The sequence below is a fragment of the Prosthecomicrobium sp. N25 genome (genome assembly GCF_037203705.1).
Lineage (GTDB): Bacteria > Pseudomonadota > Alphaproteobacteria > Rhizobiales > Ancalomicrobiaceae > Prosthecodimorpha.
In genome coordinates, this window is sequence record NZ_JBBCAT010000008.1 from 1 (window position 1) to 20,867 (window position 20,867).

General features: G+C 61.0%; 8 protein-coding genes and 5 pseudogenes. 6 read left to right on the forward strand and 7 right to left on the reverse strand.

What is annotated here, in order from left to right; translation table 11 throughout:
• Window positions 1–73 precede the first annotated feature (73 nt).
• The 4 genes and pseudogenes from WBG79_RS27680 to WBG79_RS27440 all read right to left on the reverse strand — a co-directional run.
• Complete coding sequence (locus tag WBG79_RS27680) at window positions 74–3,169, reverse strand: helicase-related protein (RefSeq protein WP_443147528.1); 3,096 nt, start codon at window positions 3,167–3,169, stop codon at window positions 74–76.
• Window positions 3,170–3,448: 279 nt separating this feature from the next.
• Window positions 3,449–6,226, reverse strand: a pseudogene (locus tag WBG79_RS27685) (AAA domain-containing protein); the annotation flags it as partial.
• A 2-nt stretch (window positions 6,227–6,228) separates the two neighbouring features.
• The gene (locus WBG79_RS27435) at window positions 6,229–8,517 is read right to left on the reverse strand and encodes a hypothetical protein (protein ID WP_337360445.1); all 2,289 of its coding nucleotides are present in this window, start codon (window positions 8,515–8,517) and stop codon (window positions 6,229–6,231) included.
• Between the two features lie 815 nt (window positions 8,518–9,332).
• Window positions 9,333–10,172 (reverse strand): annotated as a pseudogene (locus tag WBG79_RS27440) (IS3 family transposase); the annotation flags it as partial.
• A 60-nt stretch (window positions 10,173–10,232) separates the two neighbouring features.
• Between WBG79_RS27440 and WBG79_RS27445 the strand changes: the two are divergent.
• Complete coding sequence (locus WBG79_RS27445) at window positions 10,233–11,282, forward strand: IS110 family transposase (RefSeq protein WP_337360446.1); 1,050 nt, start codon at window positions 10,233–10,235, stop codon at window positions 11,280–11,282.
• Between the two features lie 254 nt (window positions 11,283–11,536).
• Here the strand turns inward: WBG79_RS27445 and WBG79_RS27450 are convergent.
• From WBG79_RS27450 to WBG79_RS27460, 3 pseudogenes are all read right to left on the reverse strand, one after another.
• Window positions 11,537–12,087, reverse strand: a pseudogene (locus WBG79_RS27450) (ATP-binding protein); the annotation flags it as partial.
• A pseudogene (istA, locus tag WBG79_RS27455) lies at window positions 12,084–13,349 on the reverse strand (IS21 family transposase). The pseudogenes WBG79_RS27450 and istA, both read right to left, overlap by 4 nt.
• Before the next feature lie 123 nt (window positions 13,350–13,472).
• Window positions 13,473–14,558, reverse strand: a pseudogene (locus WBG79_RS27460) (IS3 family transposase).
• A 1,257-nt stretch (window positions 14,559–15,815) separates the two neighbouring features.
• On the opposite strand from WBG79_RS27460, the gene dbpB (WBG79_RS27465) reads away from it, so the two are divergent.
• The 5 genes from dbpB (WBG79_RS27465) to WBG79_RS27485 all read left to right on the forward strand — a co-directional run bounded on the left by dbpB (WBG79_RS27465) (window position 15,816) and on the right by WBG79_RS27485 (window position 20,690).
• Window positions 15,816–16,943 (forward strand): DGQHR domain-containing protein DpdB, encoded by a 1,128-nt coding sequence (gene dbpB / locus WBG79_RS27465; RefSeq protein WP_337360447.1) that lies wholly within the window; start codon window positions 15,816–15,818, stop codon window positions 16,941–16,943.
• Window positions 16,940–18,229, forward strand: a complete 1,290-nt coding sequence (gene dpdA, locus WBG79_RS27470) for a tRNA-guanine transglycosylase DpdA (RefSeq protein ID WP_337360448.1) — start codon at window positions 16,940–16,942, stop codon at window positions 18,227–18,229. The genes dbpB (WBG79_RS27465) and dpdA overlap by 4 nt, the downstream gene beginning before the upstream one ends.
• The gene (dbpB, locus tag WBG79_RS27475; protein ID WP_337360449.1) at window positions 18,226–19,332 is read left to right on the forward strand and encodes a DGQHR domain-containing protein DpdB; all 1,107 of its coding nucleotides are present in this window, start codon (window positions 18,226–18,228) and stop codon (window positions 19,330–19,332) included. Before dpdA ends, dbpB (WBG79_RS27475) begins: the two co-directional genes overlap by 4 nt.
• A 46-nt stretch (window positions 19,333–19,378) precedes the next feature.
• On the forward strand, window positions 19,379–20,128 hold the full coding sequence (gene queC, locus WBG79_RS27480) for a 7-cyano-7-deazaguanine synthase QueC (RefSeq protein WP_443147527.1): 750 nt from the start codon (window positions 19,379–19,381) through the stop codon (window positions 20,126–20,128).
• A 193-nt stretch (window positions 20,129–20,321) separates the two neighbouring features.
• Complete coding sequence (locus WBG79_RS27485) at window positions 20,322–20,690, forward strand: VUT family protein (RefSeq protein WP_337360451.1); 369 nt, start codon at window positions 20,322–20,324, stop codon at window positions 20,688–20,690.
• Window positions 20,691–20,867: the final 177 nt, after the last annotated feature.

Sequence of the window (20,867 nt, forward strand, 5' to 3'; positions counted from 1 at the left end):
CAAAACGATCCTCCAACGGATCGTCAAAGTCGGCCCTCAAGCGGCGGGGAGGAAGGTGGGACCGGGACAGCGCTTACCCAGCTTCGGCCTGGGCCACCGCTCCGCTTGTCACTTCCCAAGCCGTGGGTTCGCGCCCGCCCCGGTGGACCAAGTCTGCAACGAGATCCTCGATTTCGAGAGCGAGATCATAAAGGGCGAACTGGCTTGCGCCGATCTCTTCATGCCCAAAGAGAATTCGGAGGAGGGGTGCGGGTAAAACGCCGCCGTTTTGACCAAGTTCGGATGCGATTTCCGCCAGTTGGTCCGCTTTGGTTGGATCCTTCGCGCGCCAGGCAGCATGGCGCTCGGGCAGGGCAAAGAACCGAACCGCCAGCGCATCTTCCTCAGCCGCAGGGCAATGTTCGATAAAGCCATTGGCGACCAGCGACTTCAATTGAGACAAATTTGCCTCGAACGCCCTGGTAGTGCCGTCGCCTAACTCTCCCAGTTCGGCGATGGTGATGATGTCGGTGCTTTCGGGCGGGATTGCGGTGCCGAACTGGACGGGCAGCTTCACGTGAGAGACGATGCGGCGATCGTCGCCACCGCCGGTCAGCAGAAAGGCAAGCCTCAGCCGCTGGGCAATGCTGTGGAGAATGAGGGTGCGCAAATAGCCGCCGAATGCCACCTCATCCTTCATCTCGGCAAGAACTGCCTTGAACATGTCCCTGAAGTCGATGCTTGCGAGCGCTTCCGCGACGCGGGCGACCCTACCTATGCTGAGCAAGGGGTGCTGACCCAATAGCTTCGCCCGGGTATCTTCGAACAAGGCCGCAAGATCGTCCTTGTCCCAGAAAGTCAGCAACCCGCTGAGGCGCTTTCGCAAGTCCGGATCGCCCGCGGCCGCAGTGAACAACTCGGCGCCGCGTTGCGCTTCGTAGCCATTGAGTCCGATGGCCCGCGCACGCGCCTCGACGAGATGCCGCATCCACTGGTTCATGTGCCAGCGCCGTTGAGCAGGAGACTGGGCGAGCCTGACCCGTTCGCCAGCGACAAAGCTATCGAGCCGGTTGCGGTCAATGCGAAACTGCACGCCTTCGGTTAAAATATGGAAGCCGTGAAGCAGTGTTTCGTCGCTGCCCGGCGCCGTGAAGGTCTGGGTGAAAACAACGGGGTCGGCTTGCCGGTCCTCGACGCGGATTTCGCTGTCAGCGCCCCAATAGAGGCGAAGGATGGCGAGACCCGAATTGGCGCGGCCCAGTCCGTCACCGATAAATACTGAGAGGCTTTCCAACCATGGCGCGGAGGTGCCGATCTCAAGCAAGCGCGCCTTGGCCGGGTCGGCGGCGACGATCGGGAAGCCGCGCAACTCACCTCGTGATTCATGCGCGATGCGCCTTGGCCGATGCTGCAGTTCGTCTGATTGGCGGATCACCGGTCCGTCGGCGGTCACCTCGCAAATCCAGCGCGTCTGCCAGTCGGCGCCGACGAAAAATCCGAGCTTATCAAGACTAATTTGCCGAGGGCGGGCGAATTCCGCAAGAAGCTTATCGCCGATGCGCTCTCGCCCCTCGATCGGCAGTTCGGCGCGTAGCGCGTCGACTCCGGCGCGATAAGGAAAACGTTCGGCTGCGACCGCGTCATCGGCGCCGAGCCAGGGCGCCCGGCCCGAGGCAGGCCGGGTCCAATAGGCTTCGGTCGGATGGAAGCGGCGCGTTACATTGCCCGGCGCGGTAGCGGCGAGGCCGAGCATGATGTCTTCGCGCTTCCCGCCGCCGGAAAGGCCAGTGCGAATGTACAACTCAGGCAGGTTGATCGTGTCGAACAAAAGTTGCGGAATCCAGGCGATATTGGCGCGAAGATCCTGGAGGCGGCGCCGCTCATCCAAAGCGGCGCCGGCGCGATCGGCACCTGCGTTCTGCCAGAGGTTTGAGAGTGTCCCGACATCCAGCCGCTCGGCAATGTCCTTACCGAACAATTCGCTGACAAGAGCTTCCGCAAATTTCCAGGCCTGCGCTACTGGCTGGCCATGTCTATCGAGTGCGGGTTGGCCAGTGCGCGCCGAAAAGGCAGCGAGGCCATCGAGCAAGGCTGCGAGCACCTGACCACGCACGACGAAGTGATTGTCCGGGTTGATTGGCACGTCGAAATTGTTAGGCTCGATCATCGCGCGGGGATGCGCGAACCACCAGCTGTCGCGCGGCGAATAAAGCGACAACGTCACCCCGGTAGTCGGGCGATCGTCAATCCCTCGCCCGCCGCGCCCCTTGCGCTGCACAAAGCTCGCCAGGTTTTGGGGAGCATAATGCTGATAGACCATCGTCATGTCGGGATCATCAAACCCGACTTCGAGCGAGGAGGTAGCGAACAGGATGTCGCTTTCCTTGATCAGTCGGTCGACCTTGCCTTCGGTTGCCGAAGAAATGGGCTGGCTTGCGACATGGAGCGGCGATCCGGTTTCGAGCGGGCCGGCAGCAGTCTGCTGATATTTGTCGGTCGCGGCGAAGAACCAGCATTCGCCGTCCTCGAACCAGTCACAGCCATGCGGCTCGCCGCAGCATTCGCGCTGCGGCGAACCGGTAACCGGGTCGTCGGGATATAATCGGGTGCGAAGCGCCGAGAGGGTCTGCTCCTCTTCTGCATCGACAAAGGCGCTGTGCATACGCCTGAGCTTGTCGATTGAGTCGAGAAACACGAGCGAGCGATAGCCGCCCGCCTTGCCGGTGCGGCGCCGCATGCCGTGAGCGAGACACATCACGGCCTGGATGGTCGTTGACGCCCCAGCGATGTCGTTGCCGCGCGATTCGATCTCCGGCTGGACGAAAAAGAAATACTCGCGGCCGCGCGGGTTGGTGTCGGCCTCCCCTTCCTCGGGGCGGATCGCGGTCACCGTGCTGCAGTCGATCAGTCGGCCAAAGGCTATTGCGGGATCCCCAAGTGTCGCGCTCATCCCGATTGCTAGCGGTTGCGCGCCATCGCTGTTCGATTTGGCGCGATGGATTAGGCGTCTGAAGGTATGGCCGACCTGTGCACCATGGATGTGGGAGAATAGATGAATTTCATCCGCCAGCAACGCGCGTGGCGCCGCGAAGCCCGCGACATCGCCGAAGATCCGGCCATAGGCGGGATTGTGCATCCACTGGTGGAGCGAATCGGTGGTTGGCAGGAAGAAGGCGGGCGGGGTATTCATCAGGCCAGATTTAGAACCGACCCAGCCATCATAGTTCCAGCCGCAGTCCAGGCAGGCGAGCCTGTCGCAGCCGGACCGCCCGGCGCCGACTTCGAGCAAAAGCGGAGATTCACATTCGGGGCAGCCGAAAAAGGGGAAGTCGAGCTTGCCCGGCGCAGCAGTCGTCCAACCGCGCGCGACATCGTCGGCATGCAGGCGATCGAGACGCGTAGGGACGGCCCCGACCTGAAGCCCGATCGTGAGCAACGGCATGCCCTCGACTGTACTCAGCGCCGCCAGATACTTCGTTAGCCGCTGCGCCTGGTTCGCAGCCAGACGCACGCGCGGATATGCAATGACGGCGCGCGTTCCCTCAATGCCCGCCAGACGATCGGCAGCAGCGGCGGTAATCATCGGGAGGCAGGCCGCCTCAGTCTTACCAGAACCGGTATCGGCCGAGATTACTAATTGGGGGCTCGCATCGCCAAGCCAAGCAGAGATGATATTTTCAAATGCGCGCTGCTGGAAACCAGCAATCATCGGGCCTCTGCCCCACTGGGCGTTCAGCATGTCCGACATTCCAGCAAGTGCCGCGACAAGCGTCGGCTTGTCGGCGAAGCGCCCAGCAAGGCCCGTAAGCACGCCGGCGAGCGCAACGTCGCGTTTCGGCTTGTTGCGGTCGCGCAACTCGACCTTGATGCTGCGGACCAAATAGGGGCGCGCACCGGCGTCGTCCGGGCGAAATCGTTGTTTGATGTAGCGCAGTTCGCGCGCGAGTTCGGCCATGCGACTGCGGAGGCGCTGATCTTCGGCTAGCATTACATAGCCATGGGCGACGAGTCGACCGATGGACAGCGCAACTGCCGTACGAGCCTTGGAAAGCTGGTCGGCGAGCCGCTGGGGAGAAATCCATCCTTCGAAAATGCCGAAATTAATCTGCCGCGCCTCATAGGCTTCGAGTGCGTTCAGGATGACGAAATCCTCGTCGGTGAGATCGGGCAGTGCAGCTGGGTCCAGCGCTTCGACGGTCCGCCGCCGCGCGCTCAGCTCGACGCGGATCCCGTGCCCGTCTGGCTGCAGGCGAATGAACCCGGTCGCCGCCAAATTCTGGAGATGCACAAAAAGAATATCTTCTCCTTGCGGACTCATCCATGCGAACCGCTCGCGCACGCGGTCGTAATAGGGCGCTCTACGCCCGCCGCGTGCGCCTAGGACCGCTTCCTCAACGCGGAGTTGGAACTCCTCTGCGTCAGGCAGGAAGACCTTGCGTGGCTGCGGAAAAGGTTGGGCAGTCCACCAGGCGCCGTTGGCGCCGATCCGCTTCTGGAGGAGGATCCAGCCGCGATGATGAAGCGCGACCAGGTCAGCGAGCACCGATCGTTCGTCGCGCGCAAGATGGTAGCGGAGTTTGCCGAGCGGGACGTTGTTGTGCGCGCTTGCAAGGCTCAGTTGATCGACCGCGTCATAGACTACTCTTAGCTCTGGACTGATTTCGGTCGCGGAAGCCGTCGGGCCTTTGGGCGTGAGATCCGCCAGTACCGCGGCGTCATCAAAGCCGCGAACAAGAACTTCGGCCGGTACCGAGCGGCCTGCGCGATCTTGAACCAGGATATGACCCTTTGGCGCGCATGAGGCGACGAACTCGCGCATGAGTTCAGCCTGGTCGAGCGTTTCCTGATCAGAAGGCGTTGCTTCAAGCAACTTCCGGCTGATTAGCACGATCAGTTTGCTTCGCGCGCGAGTCGTCGCAACATTGAGACGCTCTGGGCTGAATATGAAGGCCGCCTCAGCAAGCGCGAATTCGGGGTCGGCGACGCAGTAGGACAGGATGATGCAATCTCGTTCCTTGCCCTGAATGCGGTCGACGGTTTCGACGAAGGGCGTCTCCCCGCCTGCTGCAAGGAGCGCTGCGATCTCCTGATTATGGGCACGGTGCGGACTGACCACTGCCATGCGCTCGCGCCAGAACTCGCCGGCTTCACAAGGCGCATTCCCATCGGCACCGAGGATCGAAGTCCGTAACCGCTTGGTCAGGCGACTGACGATCCCGGCCTCAAACGGACTGCGCGTGGCCGCACTCGGCCCCTCGTGGACGAAGACACAGATCGGCCATTCCGGATCGAGGAGCACGCGCTCCCAATCGGTGAGGCCGTCGTCCCACCCGTCTACCAGGGCTAGCCGGCGCCCCTTGGTCTCGTCGGCCGAGCGGAACTTGCTGGGGTAGAAGTTCTTCTCGGGGAAGTCGGTGAGCGGCGCGTTGAGGCGGAAGGTTTCCTCTAGCGCGAACTCGCGCGCTTTAACCGACTTCAGATACGCATAAAGCGAGCCGCCGAGATTGCGGCCCTCGACCTCGACGGCGCGCGAGACCCGGATCGGAGGCAGTTGCTTATCGTCTCCTGCGACGACCACGCGGCCGCCTCGCCCCAAAGCGCCTATGGCGATCAGACCGTGCCCTAATGGCATTTGTGACGCTTCGTCGATGCAGATAAGATCAAAGACAGGCGCGAACATGCCCGCAGCGCCTGGCAAGCGACCGCTCTGAAGGAGCTTGTAGATCGTCCATACCGAGGCCCCGAGGACGACGTGCGGGGCCGCGAGTCGGTCGACCGCATCCTTGAGGCCCGCGGCGCCGGTGCGCTCGATTTGGAGAATGCCTGGTGCCAATCCGTCCGGCGGCGCAGAACCAAAATAGAGGAGAGGGAGTTCGACGCCATGTGCGGCAACCCGCTTGGCCACGCCATCGAGCAGGTTGCCGATTGCAGCGCGGGTAAAGGCACAGACCAGGACGCGACAGGGCTTTCCCGCGGCGCGGCGGGCCAGAACATAGCCGAGGATCAGCCAGGCGAGCAGGTGGGTCTTGCCGGTGCCCGGCGGGCCAAGGACCAGCCCCGCACGTTCCATAGAGAGTCCCCGCCAGGCGGCGACTTGTGCCTGGCGCAATGGATGATCCTTGGCGGCCGCCAGCATCGGCTCGGCGAATTGACTGAGGGCACTTAACCAGATGTCGGGATCATCTGCGCCGCGGGCGAACCCTGGCAAATCGCGCAGGAATTCGAGGACCTCGTCTCGTACGCTCATGGCTAGTTCGATCCAATCAATGCGCCGATGAAGGCAGCTGCGCGCGGCCCATTGATATCGATGAAGCTGCGGTCAACATGCCAAGCTGGCCGGTCGGCCGAACGATTAAACATGCGCTGGAAGGTAGGACTGTCAAAGGCCGCTGCCGACATGTCGAGTGAGAGGAAGCGCTCCGGACGCCCAGGTTGGCGGCGCCAGAGGTTGATCGTGCAGTTTTGCCAGAGTGACGGATCGAGACGCATGTCGGGATCGTCATCGGTGAGGATGAGACCCATGTCCCCGGGCGCAATATCGCTTGTCTGGCTCTCCGGGGGGACGACGAAGGTCATGCGCTGGCGCGCGCCGTGTCGTTTGTTCGCGACCATTTTCATGCCGGCAATGCAGCGGCCGGCATCACGGCGTTGGGTTGAGGGTTGGGCAAGGCCGATCAGGGCTTCGAGCAGGCCGGCGCGGCTCTCCAGTACTTCCATTGCGCGCAGAACATCGAGATCGACGACCTCGAGGGGATCAAAGCTCGAGTGGAAGACAAATGGCTTTTTGTTTAGCCGTAATAAACCCGACGCACCCGACGCGCGCTCAGTGACGTCGGCATCGAACAACCAGTCGACGACCGCTGCAAGCGCACCGAGACGGGCAGCTACGTCGCGTCGCACGGCCTCGGCATCGGGGCTATCGGCGCGGCCCTCGCGCAGCCCGCGAATGACCTCTATTGACAGCAGGGAGGAGAAGTGTCGCTCGAATGCGGGCTCCGGACGATAAGGCATCGCGATCGCGCCCGCGTCGGCAAGCGCGCCTGACACCTGGCGCAGATCATAAGAAACGGTCACAGGCAACGCGTAGAGTTGCTCGACGACGTTGCGGACGGCGGTGGCGGGGAGGTAATGGGCCCCGCGAAATTCGGGCTCTGGGACCACATCCTCGGGCGGAAAAATCCGGACCATGTGGAGCAATCCGGCGCGGATCCGCGGATCATCGAGGTGCCGACCGATTGCGCGCTGGAGGTTCTGTGCTTCCGCCGGCTCATAGAAGAAGATGTGCGCGGTCAGCGTGTCTCCGCCAGTCTCCAGCGCGGCTCGGTTAAGCGCGTCAATCGTGCCAAGCTCGCCGAGCAACAGCGTGAAAATGCGGCACATCGCATCGGCTTCGCTGCCGCGGTCAGGGCGCTCAACGATCTCGATCACGGGCGCTTCGGTCTCAAGCTTGCAGATGCTGAGGCCAATTGACGTAAGCAGGTCGTCGACGGGATCATGATCAACGACGAGGAAGATCGCGACATCGACGCGCGGCGGCATCAGGAGACTATGCTCTTCGCGTGAGCGCAATGGCCGCGCCTCGATCAGCGCCTGCGCTCGCAGTCGCAACTGATCAGCTCGGCGTTGCAGCGTCCAGCCAACCCCGTCGCGCTGGCCGATACCCTGCGCCGCAGCGAGCTCCGCAACCGTACGGATGCCGTTGGCGAGGAGCGCACGCTTGGCCTCGTGCGAAATGCCCGCGACCGCTGAGACATCGCGGCGGTCCGCCGACACGTCCGCAGCAATTGATCGGACGCAGTGGGGGAGATAATTGCACTGCTCGCATTTAAAGTAGATGTGGAAGAAGGTCTTGTCGCCCCCCCGTCCAGGCAGGACCTGGACCGACGCGATCTGGCCGATCTGCTCGCGGCAGAATTTATCGACCATGCGCAGATAGGGGGCGAGCAGGAACCGATCGACCTGATAATTGGCGCCTTCGGCTGTCCCTTTGTCCGGGATCCGCCAGACTTCCCCGTAGAGATCGACAAACGCATCGACGCCCTGCTCTTTAAGGGCGAACTCGAGCAACCGGACGTAAAAGGCCACCTGGGTCTTGTGGAAGGCGGTCGCGTTGCGCGTTGCCTTGATATCGATGACTGTGAAGATCGGCCGGATACCGCTGCGATCTACGCGAATCAGATCAGGCTTGGTCTGCCGCACCTTAAGCGTGGTGCCGGCAAGCAGGCTCGGCGCTGATTGTGGGCGCAAGTTCATCTGCCAGGCGAAATACTCCGACTTGGCGCCGCTGAGGTAACCACGGCTTTGTTCTTGAGTCAGAATGTCCTTGCCGGCGAAGGGTCTCAGCACCTGCGCCCCTAGTGCATCGACAACCCGCCTCTCATAGGCGTTGCCGAGTTTGGCCCAGAGTTGCTCGCGCTGATCGGACAGAAGCGGGATCGCTGACTGCTCAGCCGCCTCCATAATGTCGTAGCGGGTCTTGCGTTCACAGCAATACTGGAACCACGACTTTACCGTAGAAGCACTAAATCCACCCGCCATCGCTCCCCCTCGATACTCCAATCCGGCCGATAGCTTCCGGCGTCGTTGGCGTAAAGCGCTGGCCGCGAAATTGAGCCCCCGCCACAATCCTGGCTCGGGAGAGATCCCCCGTGAGTCCCCTCTGGCGGCCTACGACTGCGAACTCCTGCCTCATCCCCCGGCACCGAACATTCGGCCCGCGGCGGTCTTGGATTCGCCAGAAGGTCATTGCGGTCGGCATAAAACGCTGAACAGTACGACACTGCGAAATATCGTGTGTCGCGCTGATTGAGGCAATCGGAATTTCGCGTGAGCGCCACTCCGAAGGGGCATCTTCTCCAGCATTCAATTAAGGGCTCGATAATGTGGCGTCTCTGGAGGTGGTGTAGGAGCGCCGGCACGGCTTAGGGCCGCGTCTGAGTGAGGCCGGTAGGCCCGGCAGGATGATGAGCTTAGCTTCGGCGATCGGGGCCGAGGATTTGCTGTGTCATTTAGCGCCTCTGGACGGCGGATTCGTCGATCTGTTCGACGAGCATGGCGCCGACCAGACGCAGGAAAGACGCGATCGGTTGGGGAGGATGCCGACGACGTTCGTCCTGCGCGTGATCTGGTCTCCGCCTCCGGCCCCCGCCGATATCAAGGCCGGGAGGAACGCTACCGGTTAGTCTCCGTCCAAATTGGCGCGCCTCCCGAGCCAGGTGAAAGCGCAGCCCATGTCGGCGCGCCACGTCCCAGGTGACCCTCATTTTGCCCTCGCTCATAATCAGAATTCGTTCTGGTTTGAGCTGCTCCCCTTCCTTGGACCGCCCGGCTGGGCCATCTCCAGGGGGTCTCGGTCAGGGTGGGCCGTGTGCCGCTGACCGATTCAGAAGCGCGATCGGAGGCTTGTAGCCGATCGCGCTGTGTGGGCGATCCTCGTTGTAGTGCCGGCGCCAATCCTCCATTTTTTGACGGGCATCTTCAAGCGACATGAACCAGTGCGCGTTCAGGCACTCCGTCCGGAACTTCCCGTTCAGGCTTTCAATGAACCCGTTGTCGGTCGGCTTCCCCGGTCGGGAGAAGTCGAGCACGACGCCGCGCTGATAGGCCCAGAGGTCGAGATCGCGCGACACGAACTCGGTGCCCTGGTCGACCCGGATCGTCTTCGGCAGGCCGTGCTCCCGGCCGATCCGCTCGAGCACCGCCACGACGTCCTCGGCCCTGAAGCTGAACCGCGGCTCGAGCGCCGGTGAGAACCGCGTGTAGGTGTCAACGATGGTCAGAATCCGGATCTTGCGGCCGGTGGCGAGTTGGTCGTGGACGAAGTCCATGGCCCAGGTCTCGTTGGCAACCGTGGCCGGACGACGGTCCTCGCGCAGCTTCGCCTTGACCCGTCGCTTCGGTGCCTTGTTCCGGAGCTGCAGGTCCAACTCTTTGTAGAGCCTATAGATTCGCTTGGCATTGACCATCCATCCCTCGCGCCTCAGCAGCACGTGAACCCTCCGGTAGCCGTAGCGCACACGCGTCTCTGCAATCTCCCGGATGCGCTTGACGAGGGCAGCCTGCGAGCGACGCTTGCCCTTGTAGTGGTAGGTCGAGGTCTCGGTTCGAAGCACGCGGCAGGCCCGCCGGATCGAGACCTTCCAGGTGCCGCGGACCTCGTCGACCAACCGGCGTCGCCGCGCAGGCCTCAGAGCTAATGGGATGGTCCGCCCCGTCCTCCCGCCGCAAACTGCCGCGGCTCAGAAAGGAGGCCTATGATGCGTAACAAACCCCTTGGTGCAGCCGTCTACGGTATCGATCTAGGCAAGAACGTCTTCCACGTACTCGGGACTGACACGTTCGGAGCTCCGGTCCAAACGGCGAAGTTCCGCCGTGACACGGTTCTGACTTTCTTCGAGCGGGCAGCACCGGCACTCGTGGGAATGGAGGCGTGCCCCGGCTCGCAATGGCTCGCCCGACGCTTGAAAGCGATGGGCCACACCGTCCGCATCATCCCGGCGCAGTTCGTAAGGCCCTACGTGAAGTCGAACAAGAACGATGCCAATGATGCAGCTGCCATCGCAGAGGCGGTAACACGGCCGACGATGCGGTTCGTTGAGGTGAAATCGACCGACCAGGTCGACCTCCAAGCACTCCACCGGATCCGCGATCAGATGGTCGGAGCGCGGACCCGGCTCGTCAGTCAAATGCGGGCATTCTGCCTTGAGTACGGTGTTGCCCTTCACAAGGGGATCGGGAAATTCAGAGCCGATCTTCCTCGCGTCCTGGCCGACACCGGCAATGACCTGACCCCTACCATGCGTCGGCTGCTCGGGAATCTCTTCCAAGACATGATGCACCTTGACCGCCGGATCGACACGGTCGCTCGGGAGATCGAAACGGTCGCTGCGCGAGACGATCGTGCGCGACGGCTCATGACTGTACCTGGGATCGGCCCTCTCGTGGCCACTGCGCTCCTAGCCGCGGTCGGCGATGGCAGGCAGTTCAAGAAGGCACGAGACCTTGCCGCCTGGCTCGGCCTGGTGCCACGACAACACTCCACCGGCGGGAAGCCGACGCTGCTCGGAATCAGCAAGCGGGGAAACGGCTACGTTCGCCGTCTATTGATTCACGGGGCGCGATCATGTGTGTCTCACCTCGACCGAGGGCGGGACCACCTCGGAGCCTGGATCGATGGCCTTCAGGCTCGCATGCACGTAAACAAGGTAACGATCGCATTGGCCGCAAAGGTCGCCCGTGTGGCCTGGGTGATTATGACAACTCCGGGAGCGATCTACGAACGACGTGATCGGGCCCCGGCCTGATCCACGATCGGCAGACTGCGAGGTTCGAGGCACGATGACGAGAAGGCTGATCGGCGCGTTGTAAGTCCTGTGCAAAAAAGCGTGCGCGAGCACGATGAAGTTTAGTGGAAACGACGCGCGCGGATCTCATCATGGCCTGGCTGCAACCGCAGCCCACTCGCGAGAGGCCGGATACATTTAAGCAAGCTGTCCTCGTCGAACCGTCCGCGACCCTTGCACGGACGGGGCGGACCATACATTTTTTGACAGCACGTCCCCGGGTAGACGGGCAGGTAGCCGATCTCGTAGACGATCAGGAGAGCGAAGCGGCCGAAGAAGCGGATCTTCTCGCGTAGGGCTCCTTCGCGCTCCGCCTTTGCCAAGGCGCCGACCAGGTCGGCCAGGGTGGCGAAGTAGACGCTCTTGGCCGCCCTGACAGCCTCGACGCCGAGGGCGATCGACAGATAGCTCTTGCCGGTGCCGGGCGGCCCGAGGAAGTGGAGCGTCTCGCAGCGGTCGACGAACTTCAGCTCGGCGAGTGCCATGACGCGGTTCCAGTCGAGCGAAGGCTGGAACGAGAAGTCGAACTCCGCCAGGGTTTTGATGGCCGGCAGCCGGGCCATGACGAGGGCCGTCTTCACGCGTCGGCTCTCGCGCAGCGTCACCTCCTCGGCGAGCAGCGTGTCGATGGCCTCCAGGGCCGTGGTCTCGCCGCGCTCATGCGCCGCACTGTGGCATCGAGGATTTCAATGGCGCGCGGTATTCGGAGGCCGACGAGGCTGCGCTTGATGCGATCGACCACGGGCAGGTGCTCTCCGGCGCTCATCGTGCACCTCCCTGGAAAGTGGCGAGGCGGCGGGCGACGGCGTCGTAGAAGTCGAGCGATCGGCGCGCGACCCGGTCGTCGGCGCCATGGAGGACGATAGGTTGGTCGGTGCCACTACCCACGACGCTTTGGAGACGATCTCGGCTTGCGATGCGCCGGATCCACCTGGCAGCGGTCGCGGCCTTCGAGGGGGCATGGGTGGCGATGAGGGCGGCGTCCTCGAAGATTCGGATCTCGTCGGGGGCGACATGGACATCCAGGATGGGGCGCCTCGTGGTGTCGGGCACGCTGTAGGGATTGCCGCCGGCGCTGACCATGCCCTCGTGCGAGACGCGCCGCTCGAGCTTCCGGAGCGACCGGTAGGGCACCAGCGGCAGCGGCTTCAGCGCCGGTTTCTCCTCGGCGTAGGCCTCGGCGACGATCCGGCCGGCGGTGGCATGGACGCGGGGCTTGGCGACGGTATCGAGCCAGTGCCGGTGCTGGGCGTTGAGGTCTTCCAGATTTGCGGAACGGCCGGGCCAGGAAGAATCTTCGCGGATGTATCGGAACGGCCGTTCCACCTTGCCCTTGTTCTTGGCGCATACGGCCGGCAGGCGCGCGGCTGGAAGCCATAGTGCCGGGCGAGATCGAGAAGGCCGCGGTTGTAGACGACCAGCCCGTCCGGATCCTGGCTGACGACCGCCGTCTTCATGCGGTCGTAGAGGATCTCGCGCGGCGCGCCGCCGATCGCCTCCAGGGCGGCGATGTGGCAGCGCAGGATCGTCTGCAGGTCCTGGTGCACGACGAAGCGCGCCCAGATCAGGCGGGAATGGCCGAGAACCAGGGAGAACAGCCAGATGCGCGTGACGCCCGGCTCATTCGTGAACGCGGCCTCGAAGCGCGCCAAGTCGACCTGCGCCTGCTCGCCTGGTGGCGTCTCGAAGCGCACCTCGAAGGGCTTGACCGGATCGGGCCGCAGGGCGCGGACGGCCCGCTTCACCGCGGTGTAGCCGCGGGGGAAGCCCCGCTCCCGCAGTACCCGTCATAGCCGAACCGCGGTCACTCCCGGACAGGCCCGCCAGCGGCTCGCGAAGATACGGCAGGAACGGGTCGACGCCCTTCGGCCGACGCACCCGTGGCCCATAGGCGGGCGGCTCAAGTCCGCTCGCGATGTAGCGCCTGACCGTTTTGCGATCGAGACCAAGCCGGCGGGCGATCTCTGTCACCGTCAGTCCCTGCCGATGCAGTTCCAGGATCATCATGAGTTCCCCAAGCGTGACCACCGAGTCGCCACTCCCGCAGAAGGGCTCCAGCATCGGTGACGACGCACCGTTCCGCCCTCTGGCATGCCAGAGGGCGGAATGGCGCAAGGTGGGGAATTTTCGAGGCCCACAAATGAGGAGAATTCAACGCCCGCTCATACGGGTTGCGAGCTCGTTCGGGGTGAGGCCGCCCAGACTGGTGTGCGGGCGGCCGTCAATGTAGTCGAGGCGCCAAGCCTCGATGATCCTTCGGGCTGCCGACAAGCCCTGGAACAGATGCTCGTTGAGGCATTCGTCCCGGAGGCGACCGTTGAGGCTGTTGATGAAAGCATTCTGGACCGGCTTGCCGGGCGCGATGTATTGCCACTCGACCCGGTGGTCCTGCTGCCAGACGAGAATGGCGCGGAACGTCAGTCCGGTGCCATTATCACTGACCACCATCCGCGGCTTGCCCTGGACTTCGACCAGACGATCGAGCTCACGGCCACTCGCCGGTTGAACAGGGAGGTGTCGACCAAGAGAGCTAGGCACTCCCGGGTGAAGTCGTCGACCACCACCAGGACTCGGAATCGCCTGCCGTCGGCGAGAACGTCGGAGACGAAGTCCAGGTTCCAGCGCTGGTTGGGGCCCTACGGTAGTGCCATCTGGGCCCTAGTTCCGAGCGCCCGCTTGCGACCACCGCGCCGACGAACTTTCAGCCGTCCTCCCGATAGACGCGGAACAGCTTCTTGTGGTTCACCTCGATGCCCTCTCGGCGGAGCAGGATCATCAAACGCCGGTGGCCGAATCGCCGGCGCTCGCTCCCCAACCCCGTCAGCCGCTCTCGCATAGCGCCAGCGTCCCGTCGCTTCGGCGCATAGCGGTAGGTCTTCGGCTCCAGGCCGATCAATCCGCATGCGCGCCGCTGCGAGTAGCTCTTCTCCGTCATAGCCCAGGTCATGAACCGCCTCCGGGAACTGGGCGTCAGAAGCTTTTTCCCAGCGCCTCACGAAGTGCCGACACGTCGAGAATCGACTCCGCCAACAGCTTCTTCAGCTTGGCGTTCTCCTCCTCGAGAGCCTTCAGCCGATCGGCCTCCGACACCTCCATCCCGGCGTACTTCGATCGCCATAAGTAGAAAGTCGCGTCGGAGATTCCGTGCTTCCGGCAGAGGTCGGCCACGCCGAGCCCCGCCTGATGCCTTTTCAGGATCCCGATGATCTGTTCCTCGCTGAAGCGGTTCTTGCGCATTCTCCGTCTCCTCGTCGACGGATCCTAGCTTCTGAGCGGGGGCATTCCAGGGGGGCAAGGTCACAAGCTCCACTATCTCGGCGACAATTAGCACACCCTTCTCCACCAACCGCCGCGGGACAAGCCCCACGACTATCAGCGCAAAGCGGCGGATCTAACCGCGACGGTCCATTCGAAGGATATTTCTTGGCCTGGCTTCAGATTTAGGTGGAGCCGGGTTGGATAACTGCAACAGGCGCGAGTACCTGATCATGGTGGAGCCGGGGTAACCGCACCTCGGCAGTTTGCCCTCGCTATGTAGTTTTTTTCGTGGTACGCTGAAATCAAACAGCAGTTATCGACGACTCACATGCCGAACCATCATCAAAGACCCGCCGTGCTAGTCACCTGTTCCGCCCGCAAGCGGGCGACCGGGGGCGGGCACAATATGCTTAGCATTGGGTCGTGCGGAATTGGTCGCCCTGGGGCATTACGCTGGCTTGAGGCCCTTCGGGAGTCGGTACCAATCGGGTGTGCTGCGGACGTCTACGCTGGGCGGAATATGCGCTTAGCGAAGGAGGCCGCCGCGCTTTTGGGCGCCGATCTGTATATTATTTCGGCGGGTTTGGGACTGGTTCACTCGACAACTCAAATCCCACTTTACGACGCGACTATCGCCGGGCGTAACAGCGTGACGTCACACTTTTGTTTAGCCTCCCATGTCTGGTGGCGGGAACTGATGACCGGCAGTCCATACGCAGTGAAATGGCCAGATCCCGACCGGTGCGTCTTGGTGGCGTCTTCTACGCCATATGTCGAACTTATAGAGCCAACTCTCGCGGAACTTCCAACCCGAAATATTCGATTATTCTCCCGCGGCACAAGTTTACGTAGCGAGTTGAGGGCAGCTCGGATGCCGTATGATAGTCGGTTTGATGGGCCCAAGACTCCCATCCCTGGCACGATGTCGGACTTCCACACTCGTGCCTTATTGCACTTCGTGAGCGAAGTCTGGCCAAAGGCTCCCTTTGGTAGTTTGTATTATCACCGACAATTAATTGAAGAGATATCTGAGGGTTGGACGGCTAGTACGCGTACGTCGGGTCGATCGGTTGCGGATAACGAAATCATGGAGATTGTCCGCGCGGTGGCTCCGAAAATGGGAAACAGGTCGACAGCCACGCTCCGTTTTATGCGGGATGAACTAGCAATAGCTTGCGAGCAAAAGCGCTTTCAGCGGCTGTATCGTGCAGCTATGGAAGCGACGGAGGATCAGTCGTGTCTGCCGCTTTGAGCACTATCGTAGTACGCGCACTGCGTGCTATCCAGGGGGACGGTGTTCCCGTATATTCCTTTTTTTTGCGAGGCGCTGACATCGCGAGGATCGCAGATATCTCTCGTGTTCATCGCGACGAAACTGACGCACTCAAAGGTTTTCAGAGGCGCGAAATCCGAGATCACGTGAATGGGATAGTGGAATTTTTGAACTCGGGTCCAGTCGTCTTCCCAAACGCCATAATTCTTGCTCTGTCCTCTGAGATCGAGTTTCGGCAGTCCCGAGGCCCAAGCCCCGAGGGCCTCGTCGAGTCAGCCCAGAGTGGCACCCTTGTGATACCGGTCTTCCCAGAGGGCCAACGGGTAGCTTGGATCGTCGACGGCCAGCAGCGCTCGCTCGCTCTTTCGCGCGCCAAAAATCCCAATATTCCTGTCCCAGTAGTTGGCTTTGTTTCTTCGGACATCGGGACTCAGCGCGAGCAGTTCATGTTAGTTAATCGAGCCAAGCCACTACCAAATCGACTAATAAATGAATTGCTGCCCGAGATTGGGTCCGTGCTTCCCCGGGACCTCGCTCCCCGCAAGTTGCCAAGTGAGCTTTGCAATCTCCTCAACAGGGATCCGTCCTCCCCCTTCTTTCGCCTGATCCGCCGCGAGTCGGATGAGGGAGCAGAGGCTGGGGTTGTCATCGATACCGCTATGATCGAGGCCATTCGGCGCAACCTACGCCCGCCTCTCGGCTCACTCAGTCAGTTTGCCGCGCAGAACAAGACCGACGCCGACGCTATGTACCGCCTTCTCGTGACTTACTGGTCGGCGGTACGCGACACCTTCCCGGGTGCCTGGGGCATCCGCCCCCAAGAAAGCCGCCTAATGCATTCTGCTGGGATAAGGGCGGTTGGGGCATTGATGGACTCTATAGTCCTGCGTGCGGAGGGCACCGGGGCCGTCGACGACGAAATACGACGTTCTCTGGGACGAATTGCGCCACATTGCCGGTGGACCGAGGGTACTTGGGAGCAATTGGGCTGGCGCTGGAATGAAGTCCAGAGCACCAGCCAGCATGTGTCACGGCTTTCAGATTTCCTCGTGCAACTCGACCGCGAATTCGCCAGAGCGGGGAAGAAATGAAGTTCATTTTCGCCGATTCCTTGGACATGGTGGATCCGGGTTATGACATGGTGGCGGACCGACTTTCGCCCGGGCGAAAGCCGTATTGGGACGATGTTTATCCGCACGAGATTCTTGGCTACGCTCCGTATGATGGGATACTCGTTTCACGTGGGATTGTCGGGGATCACCGCGTTCCCGGGAAGTACACGCAATCTCAGGCGCAACGATTTCGAAGGGAAGGTGCCCGCCGCTTTTTGCGCCTTGATCGTCCCGAGTTTCAAGATCTTGAGATCTTCGGTGATTGCGGCGCGTTCACCTATGTGAATGAGGCGGAGCCACCCTATTCTCCCGAGGAGATGGTTGGATTTTATGACGACTGCGGATTCACACACGGCTGCTCTGTTGATCATATCATCTTCGACTTTGATGAGAACCTTGAGGGACTGGACGGCGGTACGGAAGAGGCGAGGCGACGCTTCGAGATCACTCTTCAGAATGCCAGCCAATTCAGGGCGGCAGCCGAACGCACGTCTAATCGCTTTACGCCCATGGGGGCTGTCCAGGGTTGGTCGCCCGGCAGCATGGCCGTTGCCGCTCAGCGTTTGGTCGCGATGGGATACCAGTACCTTGCAATAGGGGGAATGGTTCCACTGAAGTCGGCACAGATTCGCGCCTGCTTGCGCGCAATCCGAGGCGCTATTCCTCCGGAGATAAGAATACATGTGCTCGGCTTTGCTAAGGCGGACGATATATCGACGTTCATACCGTTTAACATAAACTCGTTTGACACCACGTCGCCGCTGATCCGCGCATTCAAAGACGAGAGACAGAACTATTATCTGCCGACCTTGACAGGAGACCGTCTAGAGTACTTCACCGCTATTCGAGTCCCGCAGTCTATTGAAAATGCAAGGCTGCAGCGGTTGGTAAAGCGAGGTGTCTTCCGCGCGGAGGATCTCACGGAAATGGAAGGCAGGGCGCTCGGTAATTTGCGGGCGTTTGACGATGGCCAGGCCGGCCTGGAGGAGACCCTCGAGGCCGTAATGACCTACAACGCTATCCTCGTGCACGAACGTCCGCTTGAAGATGTGGAAAGTTCGCCGAAATTGAAGGCACTGGAACTGAGATACCGGCATACTTTGATGCGCAAGCCTTGGCGTGCTTGTGGGTGTTCGATCTGCCAAGCGGCTAAGATCGACGTTGTTATTTTCCGGGCCAGCAATCGGAATAAGCGGCGGGGAATACATAACCTTCACGCGTATCGCGCGCTCGTCAACGGCGTAACGAGGGGTAAAGCCTTATGAAGAAAAAGGTGACATTCACCGCCGTCATGGCGGAGCAAAGCAAGGATCATAAGGTTCTCTCCTTCGCGGCCACGCCGGACGAAATCAACAGTATCGCCGAGATCGATCGCATCGGTCGCGACGGACACGGGCGACTGAGTGGCTTCCAACGCCCCCAAATTGCGGCGCATATTCGCGAAATCAAAGACTACTTGGAAAAACCTGATGCCATACTCCCGAATCCCATCGTCGTTGCGTTTACGCATGGAGTGACGGTTACCGCCATCGACGATTCAGTCGTGAAGGTCAGCATTGATGTATCACAGGGACCCATTGGTCTCGTGGTCGACGGACAGCAAAGATTATCCGCGCTTACCCAGATCAAGAGCAGGCCGTTTAAGGTTTTCGTTTCGCTGATCTTGTGTGCGGACGATGCGGAATTGCGTCGACAGTTCGTCCTGATCAACAATACTCGTCCGCTACCAAAATCGCTTATCTACGAACTCCTTCCGGGAGTCGACAAATTACCTCCACGGTTTGAAAGCCGATCAGTGGCCTCTGAACTCACTGATAAGCTTAACTATAGCACGCAGTCTTCGCTGAGGGGGCAGATCAGGCAGCACACCAATCCCACTGGCCTGATCAATGACACCGCGATCCAACGGGTCATCATGAACTCTCTCAACGATGGGATCATGCGGGACTTTATGCGTGAACCGAACGGAATCGACCGGTGTCAGAAGTTGGTCAGCGAATTTTATGATGCTGTAAAGAAAGTATTTCCGGAAGACTGGTGGGGACATACGTCCAAGTCGTCGCGCCTCGTGCATGGTGCTGGGATCGTCGCGCTCGGCTATGTTATGGAGGTCTTGGCTGTCCTGGAGGGCGCCAGGAACTGGGAAGAATTTGCTAAGGGGATGGGGTGCCTGGCTGGCCGAACCGCATGGACGAGTGGTCATTGGGACTTCGGCGGCGGCGACGTTCGTCATTGGCGAGCAATCCAGAATGTTAGCAAGGATATAAGTACCCTGGCCCAGCACCTTGTGCAGATCGTCAGACACGATATCAAGCTGAGGCGATCGCGGCCTCAGGTATTGCCGCTGTTTGAGCGAGAAACTGTGTGATCTGCTCTGCCGCTGTTGTGAATATCTAGCTTCAACTGAGCAATCAATGGGGGCAGTCATGCCAGATCCGGACCCGGGAGCGCTTGTCCTTTTTTCTGGAGGCCAGGACTCGACGACATGCTTAGTCTGGGCGTTGGAGCGGTTCACACGCGTCGAGACCATCGGATTCGAATACGGCCAACGCCACCGAATCGAGCTTGACTGCCGCTTACCGCTTCGCAGCGCGATCGCCGCAATTAAGGATAGGTGGGCAAGGCGGCTGTATGACGATCACATGATCGATCTGCGCGCCTTTGGCGCGATCTCGAACACCAGCCTGACACGAGACATTCAGATCAAGATGGGAGAGGCCAGTCTGCCCAACACCTTCGTCCCTGGCCGGAATCTCATTTTCCTGACCTTCGCGGCTGCTGTGGCGTATCGGCGCGGTCTCCGGAACATCGTCACAGGCGTCTGCGAAACAGATTACTCGGGTTACCCGGATTGCCGGGATGACACGGTAAAGGCCCTGCAAGTGGCTTTGAACTTAGGAATGGAGCAGAGCTTCGTGCTTCACACGCCGCTTATGTGGGTCGACAAGTCCGAGACTTGGCGCATGGCCGATGAACTGGGTGGCGGAGTTCTGGTCGACATCATGCGAAGGGAAACCCACACCTGTTATTTGGGGGAGCGAACCTCGTTACATGATTGGGGCTATGGATGCGGACACTGCCCCGCTTGTGAACTGCGGCGGGACGGATTCCTCAAATGGAAAACGCGTCTAGAGGCAGAGAGAGGAGAAGACTTTGACACATAGAAACCGCCTACGCGTGGAAGGCCTAATCTTCTTGGCTGCATTCGCCGCCTCAATACCGATCGCGAACTGGCTAGTTGGTAACGTCGGCACGACGTGTATCCCCAGTGGCCCGTGCATTGTTCCCGTTGCGCCGGGATTGAGTGCTCCTAGTGGTGTCCTACTCGTGGGTTTGGCGCTCGTTTTACGGGATTTGGTGCAGCGTCGGCTAGGCAAGTTTTGGTCGCTTGTAGCGATCGGACTTGGGGCTGTTACATCCGCGTATGTCGCTCCTCCCGCTCTCGTTTTAGCGTCGACTACCGCTTTTCTGCTATCCGAACTAGCGGATTTCGTGGTTTACACGCCACTGCAGGAGAGGCGCCTGGTAACTGCAGTCGTCCTCTCTAGCACAGTTGGTCTTGCTGTGGACAGCATTGTATTCTTGTGGCTCGCCTTTGGATCTCTGGACTTCCTTGCGGGACAGATCGTCGGGAAATTATGGATGGTTCTATTGTCACTTCCAGTTATTTTCTGGGTTCGTCAGCGGGATTCGCTGAGGTCCAATGAAGAAGCGCGGTCAGCTTGAGTCTTAAGAGGCTGGCATGAGGAAGCTGGCCCGGACCAGAGTTGCCGCTGGCAGTACGGAACGCTCCTGCCGTTGAACCGTAGGCCTCCGCCGAAGGCTGGTAAGCGCTGTTCTCAGGCCACGGCCTCGGCGGCCGTCCTGCCGAATGCCCACGGCAGCAGTTCGTCGATCCGGCTC